This window comes from Xanthomonas sp. XNM01, assembly GCF_014851915.1.
In the GTDB taxonomy this organism is placed as follows: domain Bacteria; phylum Pseudomonadota; class Gammaproteobacteria; order Xanthomonadales; family Xanthomonadaceae; genus Pseudoxanthomonas.
The window spans coordinates 251,537-266,689 of the sequence record NZ_JACVAP010000003.1 but is presented as its reverse complement, the minus strand read 5'-3'; the positions used below and the strand labels follow the sequence as shown (position 1 = coordinate 266,689).

General features: G+C 72.7%; 13 protein-coding genes, 1 other RNA gene and 1 riboswitch. Of the genes, 10 read left to right on the top strand and 4 right to left on the bottom strand.

The genetic code is table 11. The features are described from left to right. Nucleotides 1-60: 60 nt before the first annotated feature. Nucleotides 61-259: riboswitch (FMN riboswitch) on the top strand. A gap of 161 nt (nucleotides 260-420) precedes the next feature. From IB242_RS12505 to IB242_RS12475, 7 genes are all read left to right on the top strand, one after another. Beyond that, complete coding sequence (locus IB242_RS12505; RefSeq protein WP_192279779.1) at nucleotides 421-1,041, top strand: riboflavin synthase; 621 nt, start codon at nucleotides 421-423, stop codon at nucleotides 1,039-1,041. Next, nucleotides 1,038-2,138, top strand: a complete 1,101-nt coding sequence (gene ribB / locus IB242_RS12500; RefSeq protein ID WP_192279777.1) for a 3,4-dihydroxy-2-butanone-4-phosphate synthase — start codon at nucleotides 1,038-1,040, stop codon at nucleotides 2,136-2,138. The genes IB242_RS12505 and ribB overlap by 4 nt, the downstream gene beginning before the upstream one ends. Before the next feature lie 79 nt (nucleotides 2,139-2,217). Then, entirely contained in the window at nucleotides 2,218-2,685 is a 468-nt protein-coding gene (gene ribH / locus IB242_RS12495; RefSeq protein ID WP_192279775.1) for a 6,7-dimethyl-8-ribityllumazine synthase, read from the top strand. Next, nucleotides 2,682-3,146: a transcription antitermination factor NusB gene (gene nusB / locus IB242_RS12490; protein ID WP_192279773.1), complete on the top strand. Its 465-nt coding sequence runs from the start codon at nucleotides 2,682-2,684 to the stop codon at nucleotides 3,144-3,146. The genes ribH and nusB overlap by 4 nt, the downstream gene beginning before the upstream one ends. 22 nt (nucleotides 3,147-3,168) lie before the next feature. Continuing rightward, a complete protein-coding gene (gene thiL / locus IB242_RS12485; RefSeq protein ID WP_192279771.1) occupies nucleotides 3,169-4,143 on the top strand; it encodes a thiamine-phosphate kinase in 975 nt (324 codons plus the stop codon). 100 nt (nucleotides 4,144-4,243) lie between these two features. Beyond that, on the top strand, nucleotides 4,244-4,555 hold the full coding sequence (locus tag IB242_RS12480; RefSeq protein ID WP_225540554.1) for a hypothetical protein: 312 nt from the start codon (nucleotides 4,244-4,246) through the stop codon (nucleotides 4,553-4,555). A gap of 167 nt (nucleotides 4,556-4,722) precedes the next feature. Continuing rightward, nucleotides 4,723-6,918 (top strand): EAL domain-containing protein, encoded by a 2,196-nt coding sequence (locus IB242_RS12475; protein WP_192279769.1) that lies wholly within the window; start codon nucleotides 4,723-4,725, stop codon nucleotides 6,916-6,918. Between the two features lie 69 nt (nucleotides 6,919-6,987). Here IB242_RS12475 and IB242_RS12470 read toward each other — a convergent pair whose 3' ends face one another. The 4 genes from IB242_RS12470 to IB242_RS12455 all read right to left on the bottom strand — a co-directional run bounded on the left by IB242_RS12470 (nucleotide 6,988) and on the right by IB242_RS12455 (nucleotide 12,137). Next, complete coding sequence (locus IB242_RS12470; RefSeq protein ID WP_192279767.1) at nucleotides 6,988-8,154, bottom strand: aminotransferase class I/II-fold pyridoxal phosphate-dependent enzyme; 1,167 nt, start codon at nucleotides 8,152-8,154, stop codon at nucleotides 6,988-6,990. A gap of 424 nt (nucleotides 8,155-8,578) precedes the next feature. Next, nucleotides 8,579-9,979, bottom strand: coding sequence for an FAD-linked oxidase C-terminal domain-containing protein (locus tag IB242_RS12465; protein ID WP_192279765.1), 1,401 nt, complete (start codon nucleotides 9,977-9,979; stop codon nucleotides 8,579-8,581). A gap of 126 nt (nucleotides 9,980-10,105) precedes the next feature. Then, nucleotides 10,106-10,486, bottom strand: a complete 381-nt coding sequence (locus IB242_RS12460) for a YraN family protein (protein ID WP_192279763.1) — start codon at nucleotides 10,484-10,486, stop codon at nucleotides 10,106-10,108. Further along, nucleotides 10,476-12,137 carry a penicillin-binding protein activator gene (locus IB242_RS12455; protein WP_225540619.1) on the bottom strand — a complete coding sequence of 554 codons (1,662 nt, stop codon included), beginning with the start codon at nucleotides 12,135-12,137 and terminating at the stop codon, nucleotides 10,476-10,478. Before IB242_RS12455 ends, IB242_RS12460 begins: the two co-directional genes overlap by 11 nt. 162 nt (nucleotides 12,138-12,299) lie before the next feature. On the opposite strand from IB242_RS12455, the gene rsmI reads away from it, so the two are divergent. The 3 genes from rsmI (at nucleotide 12,300) to rnpB (ending at nucleotide 14,888) form a co-directional block, all read left to right on the top strand. Continuing rightward, nucleotides 12,300-13,154, top strand: coding sequence for a 16S rRNA (cytidine(1402)-2'-O)-methyltransferase (gene rsmI / locus IB242_RS12450; RefSeq protein WP_192279759.1), 855 nt, complete (start codon nucleotides 12,300-12,302; stop codon nucleotides 13,152-13,154). Between the two features lie 206 nt (nucleotides 13,155-13,360). Next, entirely contained in the window at nucleotides 13,361-14,494 is a 1,134-nt protein-coding gene (locus IB242_RS12445; RefSeq protein ID WP_192279757.1) for a hypothetical protein, read from the top strand. Nucleotides 14,495-14,536: 42 nt separating this feature from the next. After that, nucleotides 14,537-14,888: RNase P RNA component class A (gene rnpB / locus IB242_RS12440), an RNA gene on the top strand. The last annotated feature ends 265 nt before the right edge of the window (nucleotides 14,889-15,153 follow it).

The window sequence follows — 15,153 nt, the reverse complement described above, 5'->3', positions numbered from 1 at the left end:
ACACTTTGGGGAGCCTTCGCGGCGGGTGGTAGAATCCGCGCGCCGGTTCGCCGGCCCAATGAACGTCTTCAGGGCGGGGTGGAATTCCCCACCGGCGGTAGGCGCGGTCCGTTTCCAGGCCGTGCGAGCCCGCGAGCGCCTTCCGGTTGCCGCCGGAAGGGTCAGCAGATCCGGTCCGATGCCGGAGCCGACGGTTGCGGTGCGGCAGTCCGCCATGGCGGGCCGCCGCACCCCAGAGTCCGGATGAAAGAAGACGGCCCGACGGGCGACGCCCTGCGTCGTGCGTGGGCCATGCCTTGCGGCGTTTTTCGCTCACCACTGCGGGAAACGTTCAAATGAAAAGCCTTGTTGTTCCTCGGTCCGGCCGCACCGTCGCGGCGCGTCGTGCCGTCCGCCTCGTCGTTGCGGGGGGGCGCTGACATGTTCACCGGCATCATCGAAGGCGTCGGCCGCCTGGCCGCCGCACAGCCGCTGGGCGGCGATACCCGCTTCACCTTCGAGGTCGGCACGCTGCCGTTCGACGCGGTGCAGCTGGGCGAGAGCATCGCGGTCAACGGCGTCTGCCTGACCGTGATCGCATCCGACGCCACCAGCTTCCAGGCCGATGCGTCCACCGAAACCCTGTCGCTGACCACGCTCGGCTCACTGCAGATCGGCGCCGCACTGAACCTCGAACGCGCGATGCGCCCGACCGACCGCCTTGGCGGGCACCTGGTCAGCGGTCATGTCGACGGCCTCGGCCGCGTGCTGTCCGTGCACGAGGACGCACGCGCGCAGCGCTGGCGGATCAAAGCGCCTACCGCGCTGCTGAAGTACATCGCGAAGAAGGGCTCGATCTGCGTCGACGGCGTCAGCCTGACCGTCAACGAGGTCGATGCCGAAGGCTTCGAGGTCGCGTTGATTCCGCACACCGTCGCGCACACGCGGTTCGCGCAGACCGGCGTCGGCGATGCGGTGAACCTGGAGATCGACCTGGTCGCACGCTACGTCGAGCGCCTGCTTGGCGCGCGTGCCGATGGAAGCGACGAGGTGGCGGCATGAACTTCGCCCCCGTCCCCGAACTGCTGGAAGAGATCCGCCAGGGCCGCATGGTGGTCATCGTCGACGACGAAGACCGCGAGAACGAAGGCGACCTGATCATGGCCGCCGAGCTGGTCAAACCGGCCGACATCAATTTCATGGTCACCCACGGCCGTGGCCTGGTCTGCCTGCCGGTGACCGCCAGCCGTGCCACCCAGCTCGGTCTGGCGCCGATGGTCCGCGCCAACACCGCGCAGTTCCAGACCAACTTCACGGTCAGCATCGAGGCGGCCGAGGGCGTGACCACCGGCATCTCGGCGCACGACCGCGCGCATACGATCCGCACCGCGGTAAAGACCAATGCTCGGCCCGAGGACCTGCACCAGCCGGGCCACATCTTCCCGCTGATCGCCCAGCCCGGCGGCGTGCTGACCCGCGCCGGCCACACCGAGGCCGGCGTCGACCTGGCGATGCTGGCCGGGCTGGAGCCGGCCGGCGTGCTGGTCGAGATCCTCAACCCGGACGGCAGCATGGCCCGCCGCCCGGAGCTGGAGGTGTTCGCGCGCGAGCATGGCCTGAAGATGGGCTCGATCGCCGACCTGATCGCCTACCGCCTGGCCACCGAGCACACCGTCGAGCGCATCGACGCGCGCGAGATCGAGACCGAGTTCGGCCCGTTCCAGCTGGTCACCTACCGCGACAGGATCGCCCACGACCTGCACTTCGCGCTGGTCCGCGGCACCCCGGATGCGCAGACCCCGACCCTGGTCCGGGTCCAGGTCGAGAACCCGCTGGCCGACCTGCTGCACTGGCGGCGCGACGATTTCGGCGTGGCCGGCAGCGACGCGCTGCGGGCGATCGCCGCCGAAGGGCAGGGCGTGATGGTGGTGCTGTCGGCGCCGCGCGACTCCGAGGCCCTGCTGGGCCGCCTGCGCCAGCAGCCGGTCACCCGCCCGCCGGGCAAGGACAAGGACGTGGGCCAGTGGCGCCGCAACGGCGCCGGCGCGCAGATCCTGGCCGAGCTCGGCCTCGGCAAGCTGCGCGTGCTGGGCACGCCGCGCCGGCAGGTCGGCCTGTCCGGCTTCGGCCTGGACGTGGTCGAGTACGTGGCGCCCTGAGCAGGCGTTCATGGTCGCCCGGCCCGCGCCGGGCGGCCCATGCACTAAACTGTGCGATCCCCGAGGACCCCCTGATCCCATGACCCACTACGAAGGCGACCTCCGGCTGCCTGCCGGCGCCCGCATCGCGATCCTGGCCAGCCGCTGGAACGCGCGCATCACCGACACCCTGGTCGCCGGCGCCCGCAAGTGCCTGGCCGACAACGGCGTGGCCGACGATGCGGTCGACGTGGTGCGCCTGCCCGGCGCCTGGGAGCTGCCGGTGGTCGCCCAGCAGCTGGCCGCGGCCGGCAGCCATGCCGCGATCGTCGCGCTGGGCTGCGTGATCCGGGGCGATACCCGGCATTACGAGCACGTCGCCGACCTCTGCGCCGAAGGCCTGATGAGCGTGCAGCTGCAGACCGGCGTGCCGGTGCTCAACGGCGTGCTGGCGGTGGAGCGCTTCGAGGATGCCGAGGCCCGCGCTGGCGGCAGCCACGGCAACAAGGGCGAGGAAGCGGCGCTGGCCGCGCTGGAAATGGTCAATCTGCTGGAGCGTCTGCCATGAATCGTCCGCACCGTCAGCGCACCGGCGTCGATCCGGTCCTGCGCGCCCGCGCCCGTCGCCGCGCGCTGCAGGCGATCTACGCCTGGCAGATCTCCGGCGGCTACGCGCAGCAGGTGATCGCCCAGTTCGCGCATGAGCAGGCGCACGAGATCGCCGACCTCACCTATTTCGAGGACCTCGTCAACGGCGTGCTGACCCATCGCGCCCAGCTCGATGCCGCGCTGCTGCCGCACCTGGACCGTGGCGTGGAAGAAGTCGACGCGATCGAGCGCGCGGTGCTGCGCCTGTCCGCGTACGAGCTGCTGCACCGGATGGACGTGCCGTACCGGGTGGTGATCAACGAGGCGATCGAGATCGCCAAGCGCTTCGGTTCCGAGCACGGCCACACCTACGTCAACGGCGTGCTCGACCGCGCCAGCGCCGAATGGCGCGCCAACGAGATGCGCGCCGCGCGCGGCTGAGCGCACGCCGGCGCCGCGCGCGATGGCCGAATTCGACCTGATCGCGCGGATCCGCGCCCGCGTCGCCAGCCGCGACGACGTGGTGCTGGGCATCGGCGACGATGCGGCGCTGCTGGCGCCGCCGCCCGGTCACCAGCTGGTGGTCACCGCCGACACGCTCAACGACGGCGTGCATTTCCCGTCCGGCACCGCCGCCGCCCACATCGGCTGGAAGGCGCTGGCGGTGAACCTGTCCGACCTGGCCGCGATGGGCGCGCGCCCGGCCTGGTGCACGCTGTCGCTGTCGCTGCCTGCGCCCGACGCGGACTGGGTCGACGGCTTTCTCGATGGGTTCCTCGCGCTGGCCGGCCAGCACGGCATCGCCCTGGTCGGCGGCGACACCACCCGCGGTCCGCTGGCGATCTCGGTGACCGCGATGGGCCTGGTCGAAACCGGCGCGGCACTGCGCCGCGACCGTGCGCGGACCGGCGACGACATCTGGGTCACTGGCACCCTGGGCGATGCGGCCGCCGCGCTGGCGCTGCTGGGGCACCTGCCATGGCCTGCGGAGCTGGCCCATCCGACCGACGCCGCCGCGCGCGCGCTGCAGTGCCGTCTGGACCGGCCAACGCCGCGGGTGGACGCCGGGCGTGCGCTGCTCGGCCTGGCCAGCGCCTGCATCGACGTCTCCGACGGCCTGCTCGCCGACCTGGGCCACATCTGTGCGCGCAGCGGCGTCGCGGCCGTGATCGAACTGGCGGCGCTGCCGGCCTCGCCGGCGCTGGCGCAGCTTCCCGCCGCGGTCCGGCACGGCCTGCAGGCCGGCGGTGGCGACGACTACGAGCTGTGTTTCCTGGCGCCGCCGCGCCTGCGCGACCAGGTCGCGCAGGCGCTGGAACTGGTCGGCGTGCAGGCCACGCGCATCGGCCGCATCGAGGCCGGTAGCGGCGTCGTCGCGCGTGATCCGGACGGCGCTCTCTGGGCCGGGACGCGCGTCGGCTACCAGCATTTCGGCTGAGCTCGCCGGCGCCCCCCGGCGAAGGTCGAAGGTGATGCGCATCACGAACTGTGACAGCATGTGCGCCGGGGCGGACAGCTCCCGACTGGATGCGACGCAGATGGCCGCGGGAGCGGAAACGCGGGTGATGGTGATACGCGCCGATGCGGCGCAGCTGGCGCGGGTCCGGCAGGTGCTCGGGCAGGCGCAGCTGGCCTGCGAGGTGCTCCACGAGCCGACCGACTGCGCGCAGGCGCCGGTCTGCCGCTGGTTCGATCCGGACCAGCTCACTCCGCCGGCGCAGGCGCATGCGGCGCTGGCCGATGCGATCGAGGTGCTGGAACGCAGCAGGCACGCATTCCGCTCGCGCGAGCTGGGCAGTCTGCGGCGGCGCCTGGAGAACGTGCTGCGGGAGTTGTCGGCCGACGACTGACTGGGTGTAATACGCCAGAAAACACGCGGTTCCGGTACGGCCGGAACCGGCTATGCCGGGCAGGACGCAGGGGCCTGCAAGACACAGCGCCACGGTGCGGACGCGATCATCGCGTCCGCACCGTGGCGCTTTCTTTTTGCGCGGCTTCTGCTGCGGGGGACAACGCGATGGACAGCGAAGTGGAGTGGCCGGATCTGTTCGCACAGATCGGGCTGGACCGGGCCGAACTCGAACAGCGGTGCCGCTACCTGGAATGGGATGCCGCCGATGCCGAGCGCCTGCGCGCCGGCGCCGAGGGCATGGAGCAGGCGCATGTGGCCTTCATCGATCGCCTGTACGCCCATCTGTGGCGTTTCGAGACGCCTGCGCGGATCCTGCGCGACGAGGACACGGTTGAGCGCCTCAAGCGCAAGCAGCGCGCCCACTACCGGCGGCTGTGGTCGGGCCCGTACGACGCCGACTATCTGCGCGAACGGCTGCGCGTGGGCATGATCCACGACCAGGCCGGCGTCGACCTGAAGTGGTACCTGGGCGGGTACCGGCTGTACCTGGACAGCGTGCTGCAGCGCAGTTTCGGCACCGTCGGGGAGGCCGCGACCTACCGCAGCCTGCTCAAGGCGGTGTTCCTGGACATGGCGCTGACCATCGATACCTACGGCGCCGCGCAGCGCCGCGCGCTCCAGGCGAGCGAGGCGCGTTACGCGCGCGCGCTGCGGGGCGCCAACGATGGCCTGTGGGAATGGGATGTCGACCACGACCGCCTGTACGTGTCCGACCGCTGGGCGGGCATGCTCGGCCATGCCCGCGAGGCCATCGGCACCTCCAGCGCCGACTGGCATGCGCGCGTGCATCCGGCCGATCTGCCCGACCTGCGTGCGGCCATCGACGCGCATCTGCGCGGCGGCGCGCCCTCGCTCGATCACGAGTACAGGATCCGGCATGCGTCCGGCGAGTACGTGTGGGTGCTGACCCGCGGCGTGGCCGAACGCGAGAACGGCGTACTGCGCATGGCCGGCTCGCAGAGCGACATCGGCGGCCGCAAACGCACCGAGGAACGGCTGCGGCATGCGGCGCGGCACGATCCGCTGACCGGCCTGGCCAACCGCGCGCGGCTGGAAGAACTCCTGCATGGCACCACCCAGCGGCTGGCGCGGCCCGGCGCGCGCGAGGCGGCGCTGCTGTTCATCGATCTGGACCGCTTCAAGCTGATCAACGACAGCCTCGGCCACACCGTCGGCGACCAGGTGCTGGTGGCGGTGGCCGAACGCCTGTCGCGCTGCCTGCGCAAGGGCGATCAGCTGGTGCGGTTCGGCGGCGACGAGTTCGTGGTCCTGCTCGACGATCTGGCGACCCAGTCCGACGCCGAGCACGTGGCCGAGCAGCTGCTCAAGGCCGTGCACCAGCCGCTGCACGTGGACGAGCGCACCCTGGTCATCAGTGCCAGCGTCGGCATCGCGCCGCTGGGCCGCGACGATGGCGCACTCGACGCGCTGCAGGCGGCCGATGCCGCGCTGTATCGGGCCAAGGCGGCGGGCAAGGCGCGCTTCGCACGTTTCAGCGACGAACTGCGCCTGGTCGCGCAGCGCCAGCTGGAGCTGGAGAACGCGCTGGCGCAGGCACTGGAGCGCGGCGAGTTCCAGCTGCACTACCAGCCGATCTGCCGCTGGCGCGAGGGGCGCCTGCAGTGCGACGGCGTCGAGGCGCTGCTGCGCTGGACCCGCGATGGCCAGCCGGTCCCGCCGCAGGAGTTCATCCCGGTGCTGGAGGAGTCCGGCGGCATCGTCGCCGTTGGCGAGTGGGCGCTGGCCGAATCCTGCCGGCAGCTGGCTGCGTGGCAGCGGTCCGGACTGGCCGGCCTGCGCTGCGCGGTCAACCTGTCCGGGCGGCAGCTGCAGCGTGGCGAGTTTCCGGCGCGGGTCGCGTCGATCCTGGCCGGGACGGGGCTGTCGCCATCGAGCCTGGTGCTGGAGATCACCGAAAGCCTGCTGATGCAGGACAGCGCCGACGTGCTGTCCTCGCTGCGCGAACTCGAACGCCTCGGCGTGCGGCTGGCGCTGGACGATTTCGGCAGCGGCTACTCCTCGCTCGGCTACCTGCGCCGTTTCCCGCTGCACATCCTCAAGGTCGACCGCAGCTTCGTCGGCCGCGGCGAGGACGATCCGCAGCAGGATGCGATCCGCCGCGCGATCATCGCGCTCGGCAACAGCCTGGGCCTGGATGTGGTGGCCGAGGGGGTGGAGACGGAGGAGCAGCTGCACGCGCTGGACGCCGAGGGCTGCGCGCTGTTCCAGGGGTACTGGATCGCGCGGCCGATGCCTGCAGACGCGCTGGAGCCGGTGCTGCGCCGGCTGTGTGCGGGCTGATCGAAGGCGGCGCGACGCCGGTCCGCCCGCACGGCGGCGCGCCGGTTTCTTCCCGCGCCGCCGTGGACATCAGGCGTGCCGCTCCAGCGCCCGCGCCATGCGCTCGAGCGCTTCGCGCAGCACCGGCCGCGGCATCGCGAAGTTGATGCGCACGTGCTGTTCGCCGCCCGGGCCGCAGTCGCCGCCATCGGTCAGCGCGACCTGCGCGTGGCGGCGGAAGAACGCGGCCGGCGACCCGTCCAGCCGCAACCCGCTGCAGTCGATCCAGCCCAGGTACGTGCCTTCGGGCGCGATCCAGGACAACGGCGCCAGCCGCGCGGCCAGCATCGTGTCCAGCAGGTCGCGGTTGCCCTGCAGGTAACCGCGCACGTGCGCCAGCCACGCGTCGCCCTGCCGCCAGGCGGCGGTGTGCGCGACCACGCCGGGCGTGGCGGTGCTGTGTCCGGCCAGCAGGCCGATCCGCTGCCAGCGCTGCAGGTCCGGCGCGTGGCTGAAGATCATCTGCGCGCACTTCAGGCCGGCCAGGTTCCAGGCCTTGGACGCCGACACCGCGGTGATCGCCTGCGCCGCCGCCGCGTCGCCCAGCGCGGCATAGGGCATGTGGCGATGGCCGTCGAACACCAGCGGCGCATGGATCTCGTCGGAAAACACGCGCCCGCCGTGACGGCCGACGATGTCGGCCACGCGCGCCAGTTCATCGCGCGTGTAGACCCGGCCCAGCGGATTGTGCGGATTGCACAGGATCAACAGCCGTGCGCCGCCGGCGAATGCGTCCTCGAGTGCGTCCTCGTCCAGCCGCCAGTGCCCGTCGATGCGTCGCATCGGCACCGGGATGGCCGGATTGCCGAGCAGCCGCAGCATCGGCAGGAACGGCATGTAGTTCGGCGTCGGCACCGCGACCGGCGCGCCGGCCGGCAGGTAATGGCGCAGCGCGATCTCCAGCGCGCCGAGCACGTCGGGAACCGCGCGCACCGTGGCCGGATCGACCTCCCAGCCGTGATGGCGCCGCTGCCAGTCGGCGCAGGCCTCGGCCAGCACGCGCAGTGGCGGCGTCGACAGGTAGCCGACATTGCCGGCGTCGATCGAGGCGTGCAGGGCCTGGCGGATCTCCGGCGCCAGGCCGAAGTCCATCTCGGCCACGAAGGCGCCGATGCAGTCGGGGAACGCATTCCATTTCAGCCCACCGCCGGCACGCAGCGTCTCCACGGTGATCGCATCGAAATCCAGCGGGTCCACGCATCCACTCCAGGCCGGCGACGCCGGTGTCAGGGCACAGGGTGGCATGGACCTGGTCGATGCGCAGTGGCCGTGGTCGAAGTTGCGGCGGCTTCGGCTGTCGCGCCGCGCTCGGGATCGCGGCGGCGCGCTCGCGCCATGCCGGCATCCGCGTGCGATGGATGCTGCGTCCTGTCCGGGCACCAGGGCCCCCGCTGGCGCGACCGACCCGATTCCGGTGCCCGCGACCAACGCAGGGCCATCGCGTGCGCTCTGCATCGACGGCATGCCGGTGCGTCAGGCGAGACGGCCGGGCGCAGGTTCCACGCCGCATCCGCGCTGGCCGGTGCACGGGAGACGCAGCGGCGATGTCGCCGGCCGCGTTCGAGCGGACGCCATCAGGACATCGTTGATCGCGGCCATGCGCGGTGGGGCTGAACCCGGGTCAGGCCCGCGGCGGCAGCACCTTGCCCGGGTTGAGGATGCCGTCCGGGTCGAGCGCGGCCTTGACCGCACGCATCGCGGCCAGCGTGGGCGCATCGAACGCCTGGTGCATGTAGTCGCGCTTGGCCACGCCGATGCCATGCTCGCCCGACAGCGTGCCTTCGAGCGCCAGCACCAGCGCGAACAGGCGCGGCAGCGCGGCTTGGGCGCGCGCGGTCTCGGCTGGATCAGTGTCGTCGTACATGATGTTGACGTGCAGGTTGCCGTTGCCGGCGTGGCCGAACACGACGATCGGCAGCGCGGATTCGAGCGACAGCGCCTCCACGCCTGCGACAAGGTCGGGGATGCGCGACACCGGCACCACCACGTCCTCGTTGATCTTGCCGGGTTTGATGGTCCGCAGTGCCGGCGACAGCGCCTTGCGCGCGGCCCACAGGCGGTCGCGCGCGGCGCCGTCGGCGGCCACGTCGAGATCGAGCAGGCCGTCCTGCGCGCCGTCTCCTTCTGCCGCCGTCGCCAGCGCCTGCAGGCTGTCGGGCAGGGTGTCGTGGCTGCCGTCGGCCTCGATCAGCAGCATCGCGCCGGCGTCGGGCACATCGCTGCCGTTGCGGCGGAGCAGGGCGATGGCGCTGGCGTCCATGAACTCCAGCATCGCCGGCGTCGCCGGCTGCGCCATGATCCGCGACACCGCCGCCGCCGCGCTGGCCGCATCCCGGTAGAACGCGCGCAGCCCCGCCTGCGCCTGCGGCCGCGGCGCCAGCTTCAGCGTGGCCTCGACGATGATCGCCAGGGTGCCTTCGCTGCCGACGATCAGGTGGGTCAGGTCGTAGCCGGTGGCGTCCTTGGTCCACGGGCCGCCGCAGCGGATCACGTCGCCGGTGCCGGTGACCGCGACCAGGCCGAGCACGTTGTCGCGGGTGGCGCCGTACTTCACCGCGCGCGGGCCGCCGGCGTTCGTCGCCAGGTTGCCGCCGATGCTGCACAGCGCGGCGCTGGACGGGTCCGGCGGCCAGAATAGCCCGTGCGGCTGCAGCGCCTGCTGCAACTCATCGTTGAGCACGCCGGGCTCGACCACCGCGCAGCGGTCGGCCGGGCGCAGCGCCAGGATCCGGTTCATCCGCGCCAGCGACAGCACCACGCCGCCGTCGAACGGCACCGCCGCCGCGGCGGTGCCGGTGCCCGAGCCGCGCGCGACCAGCGGCACGCGGTGCGCGCGGCATGCGCGGACGATGGCGACCACCTCGTCGACGCTGCGCGGCAGCACCACCGCGTCGGCCAGCGCCCAGCGCCGCGAATCGTCCTCGCCGTAGGCGCGTCGGCTGTCGGCATCGGTGCGCCAGCCATCCGGCCCGAGCAGGGTGGACAGGGTGGAAACGAGGGCGTCGGGCAGCGGCGTCGGCATCGGGCAATTGTAGGCGTGCCGGCCAACTGGCATGCCGGCGGCTGGTTCAGGCTGGCCGGCGGACCTGGGCCGAGCATCGTCCGACCGCGTCCGCATGGCAGCGGCACACCGCGGCCGTGGGCGCGATCAGACGTCGTCGAGGCGGAAGGCGTCGACGATCCAGTCGATACGGGGTGCGTCCGGATCGCCGCTGGCAGCGGCCACGTCGAAACGGCAGGGCGCCAGCGCCAGCGCCGGGTGCGCGGCCAGGTACAGCTGCGCGGCCTGGATCAGGCGCCGGCGCTTGGCCCGGTCGACCGAAGCGGCGCCGCCGCCGAACGTGCGCGAGGCGCGGTAGCGCACCTCGACGAACACCACCGTGCCGCTGCGGTCGTCCTGCATCACCAGGTCGAGTTCGCCACCGCGATAGCCCACATTGCCGGCGAGGAAGCGCAGCCCGGCGCGCTGCAGGTGCTGGCGGGCGGCGGCTTCGATCCGCTGCCCGCGTTCGCGGCGATCAGCCGCCATCGCGCAGCGGCACCGGGGCGCCGCCGCTGAAGGTCGCCCAGGCGGGGCTGCGCAGGATGTTGCCGAAGCCGTCCAGGCGCAGCGTGCCGGTCGCTCCGTCCAGCTTGCCGTCGGCACGCGTCGCCAGCTGTTCGAGGTAGCCGGTGATGCGCCAGGCGTCGTAGCCGAACGCGAACAGGCGTGCCGCCGCACCGCGCGCGGTCGGCACCATCTCGGCCGCCTGCCCGCCCGAAGGCAGGCCGGCGACGCTGCGCGCCGGCCAGGCTTCGGTCGGGAACACGATGCCGTCCAGCACCAGGTCCTCGTCGGCCTTGCCGGTGCCGCTGGTCAGCTGCGAACTGGCGACCCGGGTGCGGCCGGCGAGGCCGGCCAGCGCCAGCTGCGGCACCAGCGCCCGCGCCTGCGGGCCGCGTACGGCCAGGAACACCGCGTCGGCCCCGGCCGCCGAGGCGGCGACCAGCTGGGCGGAGAGGTCGCCGGGCTGTTCGCCGACGTTGATGCTGCCGGCCACGCGGCCACCGCGCTCGGCCAGGCGCTCGCGGAACGCCTGCACGGCACGCTGGCCGTTGTCGTCGTTGCTGCCGATCAGCAGCACGTTGCGGTGCTCGCGCGCGATCAGGTACTCGGCCGCCGCGATGCCGTCGTCTTCCGGCGCCAGCGAGAACATCAGGTGGCCCGGCGGCGGCGTGGCCGCGGCGCGGTTCAGCGCCAGGCTCGGGACGCTGGCCGAGGCCTCGCGGAACACCGCGCCGACCTCGTCGCGACCGAGCGGGCCGACCACGAAGTCGTTGCCTTCCGAGACGGCCTTCGCATACGCGGCGACCGCACCGGCCGGGGTGCCGGCTGTGTCGTAGAAACTGATCTGCGGGCGGGTGCGGCGCTCGCCGTAGTAGCCGGCCAGCAGGCCATCGCGGACCGGGCCGGCGGCCGTGGCGAGCTGGCCGGAGAGCGGCAGCAGCACCGCCAGCTTCACCGGCGGCCGATAGCCGTCGCTGGCGGCCGGCGGCCGGCCGGCGGCGTCGAAGTTCCAGCCTTCGCCCCGGTCGAACGCACGCGGCAGCGGCAGGCCGCGGCGGGCGAGCGCGCGGCCGGCGAAGTTGTAGAGCGGATCGCCGGCCGGCAGCGCGGCGGCGCGTGCGGACAGGGTGGCATCGTCGACCGAGGACAGCAGGCGCTCGATCGCGCGGCGGTTGTCCTCGCGCTGCTGCGCATGCAGCGAGGTGTCCGCGCGTGCGCGCGCGGCGGCGGCGCCGATCACGTCGCCACCGGCTTCCAGGCCCGCCGCGCTGGCCAGCTGCCAGCGCGCCTGCAGCCACACCGGCAACGTGGCGGGATCGCCGACCAGCGTGGCCTGCACGCTGCCCGGCTGCTGCGCGGCGATCGCCTGCTCGGCCTGCATCAGCGACAGGCGCGCGCGGCTGGCGCCGCCGAGCCGACGCGGATCGAACTGGGCAGCCACGGCGCGCGCGCGCGCGGCATCGCCGGCCTCGTGCCAGGCGAAGGCGGCATCGGCCAGCAGGGCATTGCGCTGCTGGCCGGTAGCGGTCGCGGCCAGTGTTTCGAGCTGCTGCGCCGCCTGCCCGGCCTGGCCGCTCTCGAGCAGGGCCAGCGCCGCGGTCTGCTCCGGGGCCTGGACCGTGGAGGTGGCCATGGTCGTGCAGCCGGATGCCAACAGCAGGGCCAGGCCGGGAACCAGCCAGTGGTAGCGGAATGGAAGCCTTGCCTGTCGCGCGTGGGTCTGCATGTGGTCCTCGGTGCCCGGCCGTTCCGGGGAAAGGGCTTACGATTCTACCTTTCCACGGATCCCTGCCTCATGCACGCCCACGCATCCGCCACGCTCCACATCGTCGCCACGCCGATCGGCAACCTGGGCGACCTGTCGCCACGGGCGCAGCAGGTCCTGCGCGAGGTCGCGGCGATCTGCGCCGAGGACACCCGGCGCAGCGCGCAGCTGATGGCGCACTTCGGGATCGGCACGCCGCTGCTGGCCCTGCACGAGCACAACGAGCAGGCGATGGCCGAGCGCCTGGTCGCACGGCTGCAGGCCGGCGAGTCGCTGGCCCTGGTCAGCGACGCGGGCACACCGCTGGTCAGCGACCCCGGCTACCGCCTGGTGCGGGCCGCGCGCGCCGCCGGAATCCGGGTCAGCCCGGTGCCGGGGCCGTCGGCGCTGATCGCCGCGCTCAGCGTGGCCGGGCTGCCCAGCGACCGCTTCGCGTTCGAGGGTTTCCTGCCGGCCAAGGCCTCGGCCCGCCGCGAGCGGCTGCAGGCGCTGGCCGGCGAGCCGCGCACGCTGGTGTTCTACGAGTCCTCGCACCGCATCGCCGAATCGCTGGCCGACCTGCGCGCCGCGTTCGGCGATGCCCGCCCGGCAGTGCTCGCGCGCGAGCTGACCAAACTGTTCGAGACCGTGCTCGACGGCACGCTGGCGCAGCTGCACGCGCAGGTGGAGGCCGACGACAACCAGCGCAAGGGCGAGTTCGTGGTGATCGTGGAGGGTGCGGGCGAGAATGCCGATGCGCAGCTGGCCGAAGGGCGCCGCGTCTACGCACTGCTCAACCGCCACCTGCCCCCGTCGGCCGCGGCCAGGCTCGCCGCCGAGATCACCGGGGCGCCGCGCAAGGCGTTGTACGGCATGGGCAATGCCGAGGCCGATGCCGGGGACTGAGGCGCCTGGCGCGATGCGCGGAAGGCCGGCCCCATCGCGTGGCCGCGCATCCGCCTGACGGGCCGCTGCATCGAGTTCGATGAACCGTGCATCCCCGGTGTTCAGCCGGTCGCTGAGGGCTGCGCCCGGCCTGTCGCGAGCGTGCTGGCGCCTGGACGCTCGGCGTCTGCGCGACAATCGGCGAACGGATGTCGTGGAGGACGCGGATGAAACGGGCCGGATGGATCGCGGCGCTGCTGATGGTTGCGGGAACGGCGCAGGCAGGGGCGCCTGCCGCACTGCGCGAGGCCTGCCGTGCGGGCTCCGGTGCCGAGGCCCGGGAGCTGGAGGACGCGCGCGCGCGCTGCGAGGTCTATCGGCGCAGGGCGGGGCGGTCCGCTCCTGATGCGCTGCTGGCGCTGCTGTATCTGGACCTGATCGACCAGCGGCTGCAGGAGCGGCGCGTGGATGGCGACGGTGCGGCGCGGGCCGGTGTGCCCGCCTTGCCGGACGACCTCGCCCGGCCCTGGCCCATCCGCGAGGCCATGCTGCTGCTGACCCGGGCGGACACCGTCGACGCGGACGCGGCGCGGGTCATCGGGGCGATCCACGCCAGCCGCGCCGGCCGGCGGCTCGACGGCGGCGTGGACTGGGCGGCACTGCAGGTGGGCATGGCGAGCGCGGTGTCGCTGCGCCCGATGTCGATGGATGAAGGCGAGACCGCGGCACTGCGTGCGGTCTGGCCCGAGGTCGAACGCCAGCTGCAGGCCCTTCCCGACGGGTCGGAGCGCGACACCCTGCAGGTGCGTGCCGCGCTGGCGCTTGCGACGCTGCTGGAACGGGGCGACGCCGCAGCCGCGTTCGACGTCCTGATCGATGCCTGGCGCCGCGCCGGCACGCTGCCGGCGGAGCGCCGACAGGCGCAGCGGCGTCTGGCCGATCTGCTGGAAGTCCATCCCGGTCTGGTGGCTGCGCAACGCGCGGCGATCTGGGGCGTGGTCGGCGGCTCGACCGAACCGGCGTTCAAGGATCGGCTGGTGCTCGCCATGGCCCAGGCCGAGGCCGACTGCCTCAATACCGCGGTGCTGTACGACGCGGCCCACCGTTACGCGCAGGCCGCCGCGGCCGCCGATCGCGCCGCGCCCGCGGTGGAACTGCGGGCGCTGGCGGCGCAGGGCGACGCGCCACGTCTGCGCGCGCGGCTGCGGATGCTGGCCTGCCTGTCGGCCAGGCAGCTGCAGCGCAGCGACCCGGACGGGACCCTGGCCGATGCGCTCGCCGGACTGTTTCCTCCGGCGTCGCGCGACCCGGAGCTGGCGGCCTGGCTCGGGCGCATCGAGAGCGGGCTGCGCCAGCCCTGATCCGGCCCGGTCCCCGGCATTACATGCGACAATGCGCGCGGCGGAGCCGGCCAGACAGTCGCGTCGTTCCTTCGGGAACGCCGAGGAAAGTCCGGGCTCCACAGGGCACGGTGCCAGGTAACGCCTGGGCGGCGCGAGTCGACGGAAAGTGCAACAGAAAGATACCGCCTACGTCTTCTCCGGAAGGCCGGCAAGGGTGAAATGGTGCGGTAAGAGCGCACCGCGAGTCCGGTAACGGACCGGCACGGCAAACCCCACCGGGAGCAAGACCAAATAGGGACCTCATGACGCGGCCCGCGTCGGGTCCGGGTAGGTTGCTTGAGCGTCGCGGTGACGCGGCGCCTAGAGGAATGACTGTCCACGACAGAACCCGGCTTATCGGCCGGCTCCGCCACCTCCTTCCCGCATCGGCCGGGTCACCTCCGGGTGGCCCGGCCGATGCGCGCGTGCGTCCTGCGGCCGGTTCCGGCGGGGGTCCGGCCGGATCCGGACCGTAGGGGGCGCGCAGTCCCGGTGCCTTCACGCCCAGCCGGGCGCGCTGGCCGGCATGCCGCCCGGGCTGTGCCAAGAACGGCCTTCACAAGACCTTGATCTCGGAATTTGAGACGAAACAGCAACTTGTGGACAACCCTTGAACTTGTCTGTGAACATCGCTGCAA

What these genes read in the sequence shown, in the direction of transcription:
- IB242_RS12455 (WP_225540619.1), bottom strand. Translation starts at nt 12,137, where the DNA reads ATGGCCACCTCCACGGTCCAGGCCCCGGAGCAGACCGCGGCGCTGGCC.
- IB242_RS12445 (WP_192279757.1), top strand. Translation starts at nt 13,361, where the DNA reads ATGAAACGGGCCGGATGGATCGCGGCGCTGCTGATGGTTGCGGGAACG.
- IB242_RS12475 (WP_192279769.1), top strand. Translation starts at nt 4,723, where the DNA reads ATGGACAGCGAAGTGGAGTGGCCGGATCTGTTCGCACAGATCGGGCTG.
- ribH (WP_192279775.1), top strand. Translation starts at nt 2,218, where the DNA reads ATGACCCACTACGAAGGCGACCTCCGGCTGCCTGCCGGCGCCCGCATC.
- IB242_RS12460 (WP_192279763.1), bottom strand. Translation starts at nt 10,486, where the DNA reads ATGGCGGCTGATCGCCGCGAACGCGGGCAGCGGATCGAAGCCGCCGCC.
- IB242_RS12480 (WP_225540554.1), top strand. Translation starts at nt 4,244, where the DNA reads ATGGCCGCGGGAGCGGAAACGCGGGTGATGGTGATACGCGCCGATGCG.
- ribB (WP_192279777.1), top strand. Translation starts at nt 1,038, where the DNA reads ATGAACTTCGCCCCCGTCCCCGAACTGCTGGAAGAGATCCGCCAGGGC.
- rsmI (WP_192279759.1), top strand. Translation starts at nt 12,300, where the DNA reads ATGCACGCCCACGCATCCGCCACGCTCCACATCGTCGCCACGCCGATC.
- IB242_RS12465 (WP_192279765.1), bottom strand. Translation starts at nt 9,979, where the DNA reads ATGCCGACGCCGCTGCCCGACGCCCTCGTTTCCACCCTGTCCACCCTG.
- nusB (WP_192279773.1), top strand. Translation starts at nt 2,682, where the DNA reads ATGAATCGTCCGCACCGTCAGCGCACCGGCGTCGATCCGGTCCTGCGC.
- thiL (WP_192279771.1), top strand. Translation starts at nt 3,169, where the DNA reads ATGGCCGAATTCGACCTGATCGCGCGGATCCGCGCCCGCGTCGCCAGC.
- IB242_RS12505 (WP_192279779.1), top strand. Translation starts at nt 421, where the DNA reads ATGTTCACCGGCATCATCGAAGGCGTCGGCCGCCTGGCCGCCGCACAG.